General features: G+C 39.4%; 12 protein-coding genes. 9 read left to right on the top strand and 3 right to left on the bottom strand.

Translation table 11 applies throughout. The features are described from left to right. The first annotated feature begins 22 nt into the window (after positions 1-22). From pstA to FAX86_RS13015, 6 genes are all read left to right on the top strand, one after another. Positions 23-1,651, top strand: coding sequence for a phosphate ABC transporter permease PstA (pstA, locus tag FAX86_RS13040; RefSeq protein WP_144393848.1), 1,629 nt, complete (start codon positions 23-25; stop codon positions 1,649-1,651). A 38-nt stretch (positions 1,652-1,689) separates the two neighbouring features. Next, the gene (gene pstB / locus FAX86_RS13035; protein ID WP_144393847.1) at positions 1,690-2,520 is read left to right on the top strand and encodes a phosphate ABC transporter ATP-binding protein PstB; all 831 of its coding nucleotides are present in this window, start codon (positions 1,690-1,692) and stop codon (positions 2,518-2,520) included. Between the two features lie 38 nt (positions 2,521-2,558). Beyond that, positions 2,559-3,302 carry a phosphate signaling complex protein PhoU gene (gene phoU, locus FAX86_RS13030; protein WP_144393846.1) on the top strand — a complete coding sequence of 248 codons (744 nt, stop codon included), beginning with the start codon at positions 2,559-2,561 and terminating at the stop codon, positions 3,300-3,302. A 25-nt stretch (positions 3,303-3,327) separates the two neighbouring features. Then, positions 3,328-4,023 (top strand): phosphate regulon transcriptional regulator PhoB, encoded by a 696-nt coding sequence (gene phoB, locus FAX86_RS13025; protein ID WP_144393845.1) that lies wholly within the window; start codon positions 3,328-3,330, stop codon positions 4,021-4,023. Between the two features lie 43 nt (positions 4,024-4,066). Beyond that, positions 4,067-5,353 carry a phosphate regulon sensor histidine kinase PhoR gene (phoR, locus tag FAX86_RS13020; RefSeq protein WP_144393844.1) on the top strand — a complete coding sequence of 429 codons (1,287 nt, stop codon included), beginning with the start codon at positions 4,067-4,069 and terminating at the stop codon, positions 5,351-5,353. 172 nt (positions 5,354-5,525) lie between these two features. Beyond that, positions 5,526-6,485 (top strand): PstS family phosphate ABC transporter substrate-binding protein, encoded by a 960-nt coding sequence (locus FAX86_RS13015; protein ID WP_144393843.1) that lies wholly within the window; start codon positions 5,526-5,528, stop codon positions 6,483-6,485. 52 nt (positions 6,486-6,537) lie between these two features. Here the strand turns inward: FAX86_RS13015 and FAX86_RS13010 are convergent, their stop codons facing one another. Further along, on the bottom strand, positions 6,538-7,152 hold the full coding sequence (locus FAX86_RS13010) for an alpha/beta family hydrolase (RefSeq protein WP_144394047.1): 615 nt from the start codon (positions 7,150-7,152) through the stop codon (positions 6,538-6,540). 190 nt (positions 7,153-7,342) lie between these two features. On the opposite strand from FAX86_RS13010, the gene FAX86_RS13005 reads away from it, so the two are divergent. The 3 genes from FAX86_RS13005 to FAX86_RS12995 all read left to right on the top strand — a co-directional run bounded on the left by FAX86_RS13005 (position 7,343) and on the right by FAX86_RS12995 (position 11,936). After that, entirely contained in the window at positions 7,343-7,552 is a 210-nt protein-coding gene (locus FAX86_RS13005; protein ID WP_144393842.1) for a hypothetical protein, read from the top strand. Positions 7,553-7,639: 87 nt separating this feature from the next. Further along, positions 7,640-8,530, top strand: a complete 891-nt coding sequence (locus FAX86_RS13000; protein ID WP_144393841.1) for a 1-aminocyclopropane-1-carboxylate deaminase/D-cysteine desulfhydrase — start codon at positions 7,640-7,642, stop codon at positions 8,528-8,530. Between the two features lie 121 nt (positions 8,531-8,651). After that, positions 8,652-11,936 (top strand): ligand-binding sensor domain-containing protein, encoded by a 3,285-nt coding sequence (locus FAX86_RS12995; RefSeq protein WP_144393840.1) that lies wholly within the window; start codon positions 8,652-8,654, stop codon positions 11,934-11,936. Positions 11,937-11,947: 11 nt separating this feature from the next. Here FAX86_RS12995 and FAX86_RS12990 read toward each other — a convergent pair whose 3' ends face one another. Together FAX86_RS12990 and FAX86_RS12985 are read right to left on the bottom strand one after the other, a co-directional pair. Beyond that, the gene (locus FAX86_RS12990) at positions 11,948-13,018 is read right to left on the bottom strand and encodes a MaoC family dehydratase (RefSeq protein WP_246128597.1); all 1,071 of its coding nucleotides are present in this window, start codon (positions 13,016-13,018) and stop codon (positions 11,948-11,950) included. Further along, positions 13,018-13,938, bottom strand: a complete 921-nt coding sequence (locus FAX86_RS12985) for an HpcH/HpaI aldolase/citrate lyase family protein (RefSeq protein ID WP_246128596.1) — start codon at positions 13,936-13,938, stop codon at positions 13,018-13,020. The genes FAX86_RS12990 and FAX86_RS12985 overlap by 1 nt, the downstream gene beginning before the upstream one ends. Position 13,939: the final 1 nt, after the last annotated feature.

Below are 13,939 nucleotides of genomic sequence, written 5' to 3'. Positions count from 1 at the left end.
TGGTTACAGATTAGGCATAATGATGAAAGATAAGTTTTTTAAATCTGGAGAGTGTTGGGTCTGGTTTAATGCAGGCGCAATCGCAATCGCTCTTGTAATGGTTATTGGTCTTGTTTTGCTAATAGCTGCGAGAGGATTGAGCCACTTTTGGCCATCTGAGATTACGATTTATGAAGTGCAATTAGAAGATGGTTCTAAGCAACTTTCTATGGGTGAAGAATACGGAGAAGAGTTACCCAAAGGTGGAGATCCAATAGCCGACAAGCAGATACTGTTAAAAGTCGGTAACCGTGAATTGTACGGACTCGATTTTCGCTGGCTTAAAAATAAAAATGTTGTAAAGACCGAATTAGCCACCGATGTGGTTGTTATCGAACGGCGTGAGTGGGGGAACTTTTACGGTTTCCTTGAACAAGTTGAATTTGATGGCCAGGTTTTTACGCAGAATGATGAAGATGTTCTTTTAGCGAAAATGCATGAGGCAATCGATCGAGCAAATGAATTGCATGAAAAAGCTCGAGATCTTGAAAAGGATGATATCGGTGCCATCAATTACGATCTTGAAGAACTTCGATTGGAGCGACGTCGTTTAGAGCTTAAAGATGAAGATACTCCAGAAGTTTTGGCTGAGATTGCCAGTCAGGAAAAAGAGCTGAGAGAAAAGTTTGAGGTTGTCCAAGCTGAATTATTTAAGCTGCATGAACAAGCCAAACGAGATACTGTATCTTTAGTTACTATTGATGATAAAAGAGTCAATATTGTTGCTGAAAATATTGTCATGGCGTTTAAGCCTAATGAAATGAGTTTTTTACAGAAGCTGGGGCATTATTTTCTAAAAGCAGGTGAGTTCGTTTCTGATGAGCCGCGAGAAGCTAATACTGAAGGTGGCGTTTTTCCTGCGATTTTCGGTACTGTTTTGATGGTCTTGCTAATGTCAGTTATGGTGACCCCTTTTGGTGTTGTTGCCGCTGTTTATCTTCATGAATATGCAAAGCAAGGATTTTTAACACGCTTAATTCGCATTGCTGTGAATAATCTTGCTGGTGTTCCTTCGATTGTATATGGCGTTTTTGGCCTCGGATTTTTCGTTTACTTTTTGGGTGGTTCCATTGACGACTTATTTTACCCAGAGGCGAAACCAGCACCCACGTTTGGTACTTCGGGACTAATGTGGGCGTCCATTACCTTAGCGTTGTTAACTTTGCCAGTTGTTATTGTGTCAACTGAAGAAGGTCTTTCTCGTATTCCCAAGTCGATTCGAGAAGGAAGCTTGGCATTAGGAGCAACGAAAATTGAAACTTTGTGGCGAACGGTATTACCGATGGCGAGTCCAGCGATGATGACTGGATTAATTTTGGCAATTGCTCGAGCAGCTGGTGAAGTTGCTCCTTTGATGTTAGTTGGTGTCGTTAAGCTGGCTCCAACACTGCCATTAGATGCAAATGCGCCGTTTTTGCATTTGGATAGAAAGTTTATGCATCTTGGTTTCCACATCTACGATGTAGGTTTCCAAAGCCCGAATGTAGAGGCTGCTCGGCCACTGGTTTATGCCACAGCATTCTTACTAGTTTTAGTGATTATTCTATTGAATATTTCTGCTATTAAAATTCGAAATCGACTTCGAGAAAAGTTTAAGTCACTGGAAAATTAATTCCGCAATTTAATTCCAGTAGATAATTAGGTGAACGTATGAGTACAAATGTAGAGTTAGATTTAACTAAAGAAGATTCCAACGATGGCATCAATTTTGAAGCGCTTCAAAATGAGAAAATCGCGATAGAAGTCGAGAACTTGAACTTGTTTTATGGCGACAAGCAAGCGCTGCATGATATCAGTTTGAAAATTCCAGAAAAGAAAGTAACCGCATTTATTGGGCCAAGTGGCTGTGGTAAATCTACGTTACTTCGTTGTTTTAATCGTATGAATGATCTGGTTGATATTGCTCGTGTAGATGGAGCCATTAATTTAAATGGTGAAAATATTTACGGTAAGGGTGTCAACGTTGCTGATTTACGCAGAAACGTCGGTATGGTATTTCAAAAACCCAATCCTTTTCCTAAGTCGATTTATGAGAATGTCGCTTATGGTTTGCGTTTACAAGGGATCAATAAACGCAGTGTTCTCGACGAAGTGGTTGAGTGGGCGTTAAAAGGTGCTGCTTTGTGGGATGAGGTTAAAGATCGACTCGATGATAATGCATTAGGAATGTCTGGTGGTCAGCAACAGCGATTAGTCATTGCTCGCTCTATTGCCGTTCAACCTGAAGTTTTATTATTGGATGAGCCTGCATCGGCTCTGGATCCTATTTCGACATTGAAAATTGAAGAACTCATTCACGAGTTAAAAGAACAGTACACCATTGTCATTGTTACTCATAATATGCAGCAGGCAGCGCGAGTGTCCGATTACACTGCATTTATGTTTATGGGTGATATGGTCGAGTTTGATAAAACCGATACAATTTTTACCAATCCAAGAAAAAAGAAAACAGAAGATTATATTACAGGTCGTTACGGTTAAGTTTAAAACCCTGATTTTTTTGCAAAAGAGAGAGCGTTATGGAGAAAGGTTTATTTACCAAGCATATTTCGCAGCAGTTCAATGAAGAGCTCGAAAATGTGCGTCAGAAAGTTTTGACGATGGGTGGGCTTGTAGAAGAGCAAATTGAACAGGCATTAGAATCGTTATCTACACTTGACTCTGATCTTTCTAAAGAAGTGATTGAGAGAGATCAAAAAGTAAACACCTACGAAGTGAACATCGACGAAGAGTGCACTCGCATACTGGCAAAGCGTCAACCCGCTGCTGGAGATTTGAGATTAGTTGTTGCGATCATAAAAACAATTACTGATCTTGAGCGAGTGGGTGATGAGGCAGAAAAGATTGCTCGAATGGCCAATCATATTGCGCTTTCTATGGATAACTCTCTGCCCTCAAAAAAGCAGTTTGGTGCAGTGATGAATTTGGGTAACCACGTAAAGTCAATGATCAATCAGGCACTCGATGCTTTTGCTCGTTTGGATGTTGATGCTGCTTTACGAGTAGCTCAAATGGAAAAAACGGCGGATAAAGAATACGACGCGATAACCCGTCAACTAATTACTTATATGATGGAAGATCCTCGCAGTATCTCACCGGCTTTAGACGTTCTTTGGTCTGCTCGATCATTAGAGCGGATTGGTGACCATGCGAGAAATATCTGTGAGTACGTTATTTATCTTGTTGAAGGTAAAGATGTAAGACATGTGAGCTTAAAAGAAATGCAAGCTTTAGCATCATCAAGTGAAAATGCTGATAATTGATAAAAATTAAAAAAGGATAACGGTTATGAGCGCAACAATCATGGTTGTCGAAGATGAACGCGATATTCGAGAGATGTTGGTTTTTTCTTTAGAGCAATCGGGTTACTCGACTTTGCAAGCCGGTACAGCAGAAAAAGCGCTATCATTGTTACAAGAGCAAGCCATTCCTGATTTGTTACTGGTAGATTGGATGTTGCCCGGTGCTTCAGGAATTGAAATGACACATAAAGTTAAAAAGAACACTCAATTCCAGCATGTTCCGGTGATATTGTTAACGGCTCGCGGTGAAGAAGATGACCGGATTAAAGGATTGGATGCTGGCGCTGACGATTATGTTATCAAACCTTTTTCACCGCGAGAGCTTATGGCAAGAATTCGTGCGGTATTACGTCGAACGGATCCTAGTGTTTCCGAAGAAAGAGTTATCGAGACTGGAAGATTAAAAGTTGATACTGCAGGACATCGTGTGTCAGTTGATGGCCAAACGGTGAAGATGGGTCCAACAGAATATAAGCTATTATTATTCTTTCTAGAGCATCAGGAGCGTGTTTTCACCCGTGGCCAATTACTCGATTCGGTATGGGGACACCAAGTTATTGTAGAAGAAAGAACGGTCGATGTTCATATTCGTCGACTTCGCAAAGCACTTGCTCCGTACAATTTGGAAAATTATGTGCAGACTGTTCGCGGAGCTGGATATCGCTTCTCACACAGAATATAAAACTATTTATAGATAGAATAAATAATCTCCAGTAGGGGGCATAATGAGTAGCTTCCGATATTGGGGCGTCGAGATATGGGTTGTTTCTGTCGTATCCTTGATTGCTTTATTAATCGGTGTATTTACGAGTACTACCTTTGAAATTTTATTTGCTTTAATTTCAATTTACTTGGTTTGGCATGTTCGCCAGATAGTACGCTTGAAACACTGGTTAACTGAATCTCGCGATTTATATCCTCCTGACTCTTTGGGCATATGGAGTGATATTTTCCACAGTATTTATTTGCTGCAAAGGCGAAATAGAAAGTCTCGTAAACGTTTAACTTCTATTTTAAGTGAGTTTAGAGCTTCAACCGCAGCCTTACCCGATGGCGCCATTGTTCTAGGCGAAATGAGTGAGATCATCTGGTTTAATAAATCAGCTGAAAATTTACTGGCACTTAATAGTAAAAAGGATATTGGCCAACGTATTAGTAATTTAATACGAAACCCTCGGTTTGTTGAGTATTTGGATAATGGCGACTATTCTCTGCCAATAGAATTAACTTCCCCGATTGATGAACACATTAAATTAAGTTTGCGATTAACATCCTACAATAATAATCAGCGGCTATTAATGGTTCGAAATGTTACCCGTTTGTATCAGCTTGAAAAAGTCCGTCAAGACTTTGTAGCGAATGTCTCTCATGAGTTACGAACGCCATTAACTGTAATTAATGGATATGTAGAAATTATGTCCGACTCAAAAGAGCATTTGCCTGCGTTTTTTGAGCGTCCGATTGAACAAATGGGGCAACAAATTCATAGAATGCGCTCGTTGGTGGATGATTTACTAACATTGTCGAAATTGGATTCTGGAAATGAACCGATTCGAAATACACCTATAAAACCGCATGTCATGCTTAAGAGGATTACTGAAGAAGCGGTAGCCTTAAGTGATGGACAGCATTCTATTTCGTTTGAGTGTCATTCTGAAACGGCGATTTTAGGCAATGAGAAAGAACTTCATAGTGCGTTTTCAAATTTGATCTTTAATGCCGTTAGATACACGCCTTCCGGTGGACGCATAACCATTTTTTGGGAACAGCAAGCGAAAGGTCTAAGAATGGCGGTTGAGGATACGGGACCAGGGATTGATCCAATGCATATTCCTCGATTAACCGAGCGGTTTTATCGTGTTGATGATGGGCGTGATCGGGCTGTGGGCGGAACAGGGCTTGGATTGGCGATTGTTAAACATGTCTTGGAGCGTCATGGTTCGAAATTACAGGTTACCAGTGAAGTTGGGAAAGGAAGTTGTTTTTACTGTTATTTTAAACCTGTCAAATAAACAGCACAAAAGTGTCACGTAAAATCAAGTATCGTCCAAAACGAATTTTCTAAGTTATTGATTTTAAATAAAAATAAAAAAGTGTCATATTGTCATAAAAGCGAAACATTTGCTCTCTATCATGGCAGATATCCAGTTTTGGGTTATACATAAAATTGTTTGGGAGAGTATGATGAAACTTCTTAAAAATATTGCTTTAGCAGCGAGTATGGCAGCGACGGTTGTCGTTTCTGCAGCAGGTGCTAAGGTTGATCCTAATTTATCGGATTATGAAAAAACTAGCGGTATCTCAGGTAACCTATCTTCGGTTGGTTCCGATACTTTGGCTAACTTAATGACTCTTTGGCAAGAAGAGTTCAAGCGCATTTATCCTAATGTAAATATTCAAATTCAGGCTGCGGGTTCTTCAACTGCACCACCTGCATTAACTCAAGGCACCTCTAATTTCGGTCCTATGAGTCGTAAAATGAAATCAAAAGAAATTGCTGCATTTGAGAAAAAGCATGGTTATAAGCCTACAGCTATTCCTGTCGCGATTGATGCTTTAGCTGTTTATGTTAACAAAGACAATCCAATTAAAGGATTGACTATTCCTCAAGTTGACGCAATCTTTTCTTCAACGAGAAAATGTAAAGCTGAAGGAGATATAGCTTCTTGGGAACAAGTGGGCGTTGATGGTTTAGGTGTGATTCAATTATTCGGACGCAACTCGGTTTCTGGTACTTACGGTTACTTTAAAAAGAAAGGTTTGTGTAAAGGTGACTTTAAGAACAGTGTAAATGAGCAACCTGGTTCTGCAGCTGTTGTACAAGCGATTAGCCAATCTAAAAATGGAATTGGTTATTCAGGAATTGGTTATATTACTTCTGGTGTTCGTTTAGTTCCTTTGGCTAAAAAAGAAGGTCAGCCTTTTGTTGAAGCAACGCCAGAAAACGCGTTGAATGGCTCTTTCCCATTAAGCCGTTATTTGTATGTTTACGTTAATAAGCATCCTAACAAACCTCTTTCTCCTTTAGAGCGCGAGTTCTTGAAGTTGGTTGTTTCTAAGAAAGGACAAGAAGTTGTTGTTAAAGATGGTTATGTTCCTTTACCTGCAAAGGTTGCAGAGAAAGTTCTTAAAATGATTGAGTAATAATTCAATTAATTTAAAGTTTCGTAAAAAAGCCACCCGTAGGTGGCTTTTTTTATGTGTTCTTTTTGATAAATTCTGCGGCCTTTTGAGCGGCGTATTTCAGATTTTCTTCTTGTGTTAACCCAGATCTTTTTCTTGGCTTAAAACTATGATCCCCATCGATTATTGATTCGATATGAATCTTTTTACTCAATTGATATTCACTGATCTCGCTAATCGTACCGAAGGTATCTCTTTCGCCTTGCAGAATAAGACAAGGCTTCGCTATTTTAGTCAGATGTTCTGTTCTAAGATTTTCGGGTTTTCCTGGGGGATGAAAAGGATAGCCGAATCCGATACAGCCGGTGACATTGTTATGATCGTTGCACATGGTCGCTACACGTCCACCCATTGATTTCCCCCCAATCCAAATGGGTTTTTTATTAAGTGTGTCTATTTGATTGCGAAACTCTTCGATCAGTTTCGGTATTCGATCGGGCGGACGTCGTTTATTTTCCTTAAGGGCTTTTTCCATATAAAGAAAATTTAATCGTAAAACTTGAATTCCAAATTGTTCAATAAGTTCTTTAAGTTGATTCATAAAGTTAGATTGAGCGGATTCTCCAGCGCCGTGGGCGAGCAATAATGTATGCTTTTTTCGTGGATTGAAAGGATCGATGATAGGCATAAAATGTATTAACTTATATCTCCAATAAGAATAAATAGTAAAATAATTTCCCATTATCAGCCATTTCTTGACGAATTTCGCTGTTTTTTTTGGAAAAGTTAGTTGTAAGCGCTACAATGCACGTATCTGAGCGTATTGGTTAATAACTATCCAGTATGTTTGGTTCCATCAGTAATATGAGGTTGTGACAATGAGTAATACCCCGTCTGCGCATTTTGCAGAAATTAACGGAGAGCGTTGCTACATTGGTCCTGAGCGTCGAATAGATCGACGTCGCACGAACAATAATCGCCGACTTGAATCTTTGTTAAATAACTTTGGGTTGGATAGGCGTGGTCGAAGTGATCGAAGAGATCAAAATACGTCTTGGCTGATTATGTCTCGTGCTGCAAATCTTTAAGATTGAAGACCAAATAGAAAGTATCCTGATTAGGAAATGTTGAGATGCCCCGGATGGCTTTGTTAGCAATCGGTTGGTGCTTTTTACTTGATTTTTGAACCGCCACTATTCCATCATTCTAAACTACAAGAGCTCTTGTCACCTGAGTGGGAAGAGTCTGTTCGGTTATGGGTTAAACGTGATGATCTTATACATCCGGTAATTTCTGGAAACAAAGCTCGTAAGTTATCACTTGAGTTAAGTCAGTGGAATATAGAACAACCCTCACATGTCGCCTCTATGGGGGGAAATCGTTCAAATTTTTTACATGCATTGAGCTTTGTGTGTTTTTCATATTCAATTCCTTTTACTGCTTTTATACGCGGTCATGAACCTCAGGATTATGGCCCTACTTTGACTGATATGGTGAGTTGGAATACCAATCTACAATTTATTAATAAGGCGGCGTTTAGAAATTTAAGAGAGGAACCCGGAGCAACTGGCTTGGTCCCTGAAGATGCTATATGGATACCTGAGGGTGGAAGTAGTGTATCTGCTCTTGAGGGCGTTATCCAATCTGTTTTTGAACTTGATAAGGAACCTGACTACATATTTGTACCTGTGGGAACCGGTTGTACTGCGCTTGGCATTGCGCTGGGTATTCTTGAAAAACAGTGGAAGTCGAAAGTGATTGGAGTCGTTGTGCTTAAAGGCGCTGAAGACATTGAGAGCTCTTTGCTTTCTTTGGTAAAAGAGTCGGGAAGAGATTGGCCTGGCAATCTTGTTTTAGAGCACCGTTTTTGTGATAAAGGATTCGGAAAGTTAAGCAGGGATGTTATCAATGATTTGAGTTATTTCGAGTCCCTGTGGTCTGTTAAGTTTGAACCAGTTTATTCGGCTAAAATGTGCAATGCTTTTAGAGCTTATTGTCGAGAGGGGTTGATGGCGAATAAACAGGTGATTTTATGGCATACAGGTGGTTTACAAGGAAATCGCTAAGGTAACTCAAGCTATTGATGCTCTTGAGTTATTACGTATTTCATATAAGCTTAAATAACAATATTAAAAGAATCTCACTTATCAACATGCATTTAAATAAATCTCTTTTTGTTGGTGTTGCATGTCGGTGATACGTCGACTTTTCGCTTCAGCGATACTAATCACTTTTACGGTTTGCTCTCAGCTAGTGACTGGAATCTCTTACCAGATGCAAGTCATTGGCGTGGAGGATGGTCTACCACAGTCGACCGTGAGAGCCATTGCGCAAGACAAATATGGTTTTCTATATTTTGCGACGGATGAAGGAATCTCCCGGTATGATGGTGTGAGTCATCAAAATTTAAATAATCGAAAATTTGACAAACGTTCTTTATTTAGCTTTTCAAAAATTTGTATTAATGACGGAATATTGTGGGCGACGTCATTAGATGGCGGTGTATTGCGTTATGACATTGAACAAAATGAAGGATTTCAAATTAGTCTGAATGACATCTCTGGAGGCAGAGGTGGGCGTCAAGTAATTTCATGTGATGTTGATGCTTCTGGGCAAGTTTGGTTTATTAGTGAGTTAGGATTATTTCATTTGATTACCTCAAATGATTTGAGCACTTATACCAGTAAATTTTATTTTTTGTCAGAGAGGGAAGCTCCAGATGATGAAGTGACTGACTTTATCATAGATTCTGATAATCAAATATTTGTTGCCACTACAAGCGGTGTTAAAGGCTTTGCACAAGGCCAATATTATGAGATCCCAAAACTAACAACTTCTGAGCCGGTAAACAGGATATTTCAAGACCAAAAAAGTCGATTTTGGATATTACTTAAAGATTCTGTTCGCGTTTATAAAAAACATCCTCAAGGATGGAGAGAAGTTGAAAGCCCATCATTGAGTGAACTGAATAGTAAAATTAAAAAACATAAATTGAACTCCATTGATGAGACGCATAATGGCGGAGTTTGGATAACAAGTGATACAGGGGGAGCTTGGTCTTATCAGTACGAAAATGAAAAAATTGCTAACTTCAGTCCGAGTAGTGATTATTTCAAAATTCCTGATGAGCATGTTGTTAGTATCTTCCAATCTGAAGATGGTATCATTTGGATTGGTACATGGTTAAATGGTGTGATAAAACTAACGCCAAATGTGAATGGTCTTGAAGTCTTCAGTAAGTTTGAGCTTAAGGATAATAAAGTACTGGAAGAGCCGAGTATACGTGCGATCTATCAGGACCCTTCTGGTCAGATTTGGGTAGGCACGGATGGCTCTGGTATTTTAACAGGAAATGAAATTTCTGAAGAAATGAGGCTTATTGATCGAGAATCTGACTTTAAGAACCCTTTGCTTAGTAATTTTATTCGAGTCTTCTACACAGATAAAAATGGAAACTTGTTAGTTGGTACGGAGAAAGGACTCGTTCGTTTTTCTGAAGAGTCAGGATTTAACTACTTTTCTGATGATATGAATATTGCTCTTCAGCCCGGAGAGTTAGTTCGGGCGATTATTGAAGATGACATGGGGCGTCTTTGGGTTGGAACTTATGACAAAGGTTTGTTTTGGTGGAGTGAAACAGAAAATGTTTTTAAGCAATATAAGTTAAACCCTTCAAGAAGTATCGAACGTATTTCGACGTTGATGAAAGATAAACAAGGAACTTTATGGGTTGCTACCGATGACTCTGGAGTCCATGTAATTCAACCTAGTAATATGTCAAAAGTAAGTCATTATCATGGAGGACTGGATGAACGACTTCATACTCCAAGCAATTCGATATGGAGTTTATACCAAGAAAATGATACGACAATGTGGATGGGTTCTTATGGTCGAGGCGTTGCAAAACTAAATTTAACATCCGGTGTTTTTCAGTATTATACATCTGAAGATGGTTTACCTAACGATGTAATTTATTCCATTATGGATGATAAGTATGGTTGGTTATGGTCGACGACAAACAGAGGGTTAACGCGTTATATTCCAGAGCAGCAACAGTATATAACTTATAAGAAGACACATGGCTTGCCGCATAATGAGTTTAACTCTGGTGCATACTTTAAATCTAAAGACGGAAAGTTTTATTTCGGAAGTTTAAAGGGTATGGTGGTCATTGATCCCGGAAAAATTAGTCGAAAAGTAGCGAATCACCGAGTTTACTTAAATAGTTTACGGATTAATGGAGAGCGAGTTGATACTTCAACTGAAAATTACAAACTGAAAGGTCCGGTTTACCGACTTGAAAATTTGAGAGTTAGTGAAAATTATGATCGAATAGAGTTCTCACTGACAACAAATGATTTTGTGGCTCCAGATAAAAATTCATTTATATATCGGCTTGTGGGCTTTCAAGACAAATGGCAAACAACTGAGCATGATCTTCGTCGTATTAGCTTTAGTTCTTTGCCAGCTGGAGATTATCGTTTAGAGGTAAAGGCAAAAAATAGTTTTGGTGCTTGGAGTCATGACACTTTGGTTATTCCAATAGAGTTGGTTCCACCGTGGTGGTTGACGGGGTGGGCTTATGTACTTTACGTCGTACTTTTATTTTCTTTAATTTGGGGCTCGGTTGAAGGTTGGACCCGTTATCAAAAGCGCAATAAAGAGATGCTAGAGCGGCTGCATTACCTTGTGAAGCATAGAACTCAAGAGTTAAAGTCGAAAAATGAACAGCTGGAAGGTGTCAATCGAGAATTGAAAATTGCTAATGAGAAACTTGAGAAAGTGAGTATGACGGATGCTCTAACCGGTTTGGGTAATCGACGATTACTCTATCATTATTTAGAACGTGATATTGGCAATGTAAATCGAGCGTATATCTCTTTAAATTCAGATTTCGACAATCTGGAAGAAGTACAAAAGCATGATCTTTTATTCTTTATTATTGATATTGATAACTTTAAAAAAATTAATGATACCTATGGTCACGCAGTGGGCGATAAAATTCTAATTGAAATTACCAATGTTGCGTCGAAGGTGATTCGTAAAGGTGATTATATTGTTCGCTATGGTGGTGAAGAATTTTTATTTGTGATGCGTGATACACAACGGAGTGAAGGACCTATTATAGCTGAGCGAATACTTCAAGCATTTATGGAACATAAATTTCCTATTAGTAGAGAACTGACGTTAAATCTCACATGTTCTGTTGGTTTTGCGCCTTATCCTTTCTCCAGTTACGATGCTTCTCAGATGCTGCCAGAACAAATCATTCAAATAGCCGATTTGTGCTTGTATTGTGCGAAGCAAAGTGGCAAAAACTGTTGGGTGGGACTTGAAGGGGTTTATGGCGAAAAAGAAGTTAGTATTTCTGAAGTTATGAAGTCGTCGCTTGCTTTAATCGAGAGTGGATTAGTGAAGCTGCACTCATCCAGAAACAAGAGTGAGTTAAATTGGTCACCCAAAAGTGAGTGACCAATCGGTTTTTATAACTTTGGAGCAAGCAGTGTGTAGTCTAGTTCAAGAACAACATGGTCATTTTTTAGATTAACCGGTGTCTGCGCTAAAATTTGCTGTCGAATGTCTTCTTGGCAGTTTTTAAAACCATAAGTTTTCACCCTTAACCAACCAATATCACTTCTTGTTTCGAATTCGCCTTTATCCATAATAATTGAACGGCAATAAATGGTATCTCCAGCGAAACTTGGATTAGCATGTGCTCCACCATTGATTGAGGCTAACCATAATCCGTTTGCTAGACCGTTATAACTTAAAGCCCGGCATAGAGACATGATATGCCCACCGTAAACTAGACGATTTCCATGTCTTGAGTGTTGCATTGCATAAGCGTCAAAATGTACTTTTGCATTGTTTTGATAGAGGCGAGTTGCCAACGAATGATCGGAGTCGTTAATTGTCATACCATCAACGTGCTCAATCGATTCTCCTGGAGAGTAATCGGACCAAAGGTGATTGCTTGCTGTCCACTCCTGACTAAATTGCTTAAAGCTTAAAGTGTCCGGAATTAAATCTTCGGTCATTTCAACTGTAGGTAGTGTCTCTGGTTGTGAGTTTATTCCGGTGGGGGCAGAAGGTACTTTCTTGTTGACCATCACCCAGCGCTTCCATTCTACCAAAGTTGTGTCTGATTGATTTTTTGCAATTGAATGGACATAGACAATGCCTGTTTTTCCATTGCTGTTTTCTTTCAAACCAATAACTCTGGAAACAACTGATACTGTGTCACCAGTATAAGCTGGATTGATAAAGCGACATTCTGCATAACCAAGATTGGCAACGGCATTGAGCGAAACTTCTGGAACCGTTTTTCCGAAGGCAACATGGAAAAGTAACAAATTATCGATTGGAGTCTTTTCGAAACCGCATTCTTTTGCAACCGTATCTGCACAGTGTAAAACGTGTCGGCTGCCGGTTAAGGCGATATAAAGAGCGACATCACCTTCGGTAATTGTTCTTGGAGTACCATGAACAATGACATCGTCCAAGTCAAAGTCTTCGAAAAAATTTCCGGCAAACGTTTTTTGTTGAGCCATCATTATTTCTCCGGACCACAAAGTTCGCTTTGACCAATTTCATGCACGGTTTCGTAAACTGCTATAACTCTTTGTGCCCACTCAGTGAGAGATGGCTCAATTAATCGATCATCAAGTACTGCCATTGAACGATCGGCTTTATTCGCTTCTTCAATTGCTTTGAGAATACGTTTAGCTTTATTGATCTCATCGCGCTTAGGAGTAAAAGCATCATTTGTATAATCGAGTTGAACAGGATGAATAACTGTTTTTCCGTCAAATCCGAGATCTCGTGCTTGACGACATGAGTACTCACAAGCTTCAACGTTTTTTAGATCAAAGTGGGGGCCGTCAATAACGTATTTTTTAAAGGCTCGAGCGGCAAGAATGACCATCGATAAACTAGTGAGTAAGCCAGTTCGGTCAGGTGTTTGGTTCAATTTAAGTTCATTCGCTAAATCCGTCGTGCCAAGAACAAGCACTTCTAACCGGTCGTTGGCTGCGATTTGTTGTGCATTAAGCACACCCAGCGGGCTTTCTATGTTCACCATTATTTTTAAATGTCCACCGCCAGCATTATCTAGATGATAAATAGATTCCTCGAGTTGTTCCGCACTTTCCATTCTCGGGAATAGTACAGCATCTACGCTTAAGTCTACCAAAGTTTTAAGATCGTCAAGTCCCCATGGAGAATCTAGAGGATTAATGCGAACAACTTTTTCGGAGTGACCAAAGTCAGATTTGGATAAATACTTTAATAAGTTTTCTCGTGCTTTGTCTTTTAATTGAGGGGGAACAGACTCTTGCTGATCAAATATTATTGAGTCGGCATCTAAGCCGCGAGATTTTTCAATATGACGTTCAATATGTGCTGGAACATACAGCATGGTCCGTCTCGGACGATAGTTAAAAGGCATAATATTACTTTGATTTTCTTGATTCATA

Source organism: Pleionea sediminis, assembly GCF_007570825.1.
GTDB lineage: Bacteria > Pseudomonadota > Gammaproteobacteria > Enterobacterales > Kangiellaceae > Pleionea > Pleionea sediminis.
Note: the sequence above shows the minus strand (reverse complement) of the source record. Positions and strands in the feature narration are given on the sequence as shown.

Coding starts and splice junctions, on each gene's coding strand:
- phoR (WP_144393844.1), top strand. CDS start 4,067: ATGAGTAGCTTCCGATATTGGGGCGTCGAGATATGGGTTGTTTCTGTC.
- FAX86_RS12995 (WP_144393840.1), top strand. CDS start 8,652: ATGTCGGTGATACGTCGACTTTTCGCTTCAGCGATACTAATCACTTTT.
- FAX86_RS12990 (WP_246128597.1), bottom strand. CDS start 13,018: ATGATGGCTCAACAAAAAACGTTTGCCGGAAATTTTTTCGAAGACTTT.
- FAX86_RS13005 (WP_144393842.1), top strand. CDS start 7,343: ATGAGTAATACCCCGTCTGCGCATTTTGCAGAAATTAACGGAGAGCGT.
- pstA (WP_144393848.1), top strand. CDS start 23: ATGAAAGATAAGTTTTTTAAATCTGGAGAGTGTTGGGTCTGGTTTAAT.
- phoB (WP_144393845.1), top strand. CDS start 3,328: ATGAGCGCAACAATCATGGTTGTCGAAGATGAACGCGATATTCGAGAG.
- phoU (WP_144393846.1), top strand. CDS start 2,559: ATGGAGAAAGGTTTATTTACCAAGCATATTTCGCAGCAGTTCAATGAA.
- pstB (WP_144393847.1), top strand. CDS start 1,690: ATGAGTACAAATGTAGAGTTAGATTTAACTAAAGAAGATTCCAACGAT.
- FAX86_RS13010 (WP_144394047.1), bottom strand. CDS start 7,152: ATGCCTATCATCGATCCTTTCAATCCACGAAAAAAGCATACATTATTG.
- FAX86_RS13015 (WP_144393843.1), top strand. CDS start 5,526: ATGAAACTTCTTAAAAATATTGCTTTAGCAGCGAGTATGGCAGCGACG.
- FAX86_RS12985 (WP_246128596.1), bottom strand. CDS start 13,938: ATGAATCAAGAAAATCAAAGTAATATTATGCCTTTTAACTATCGTCCG.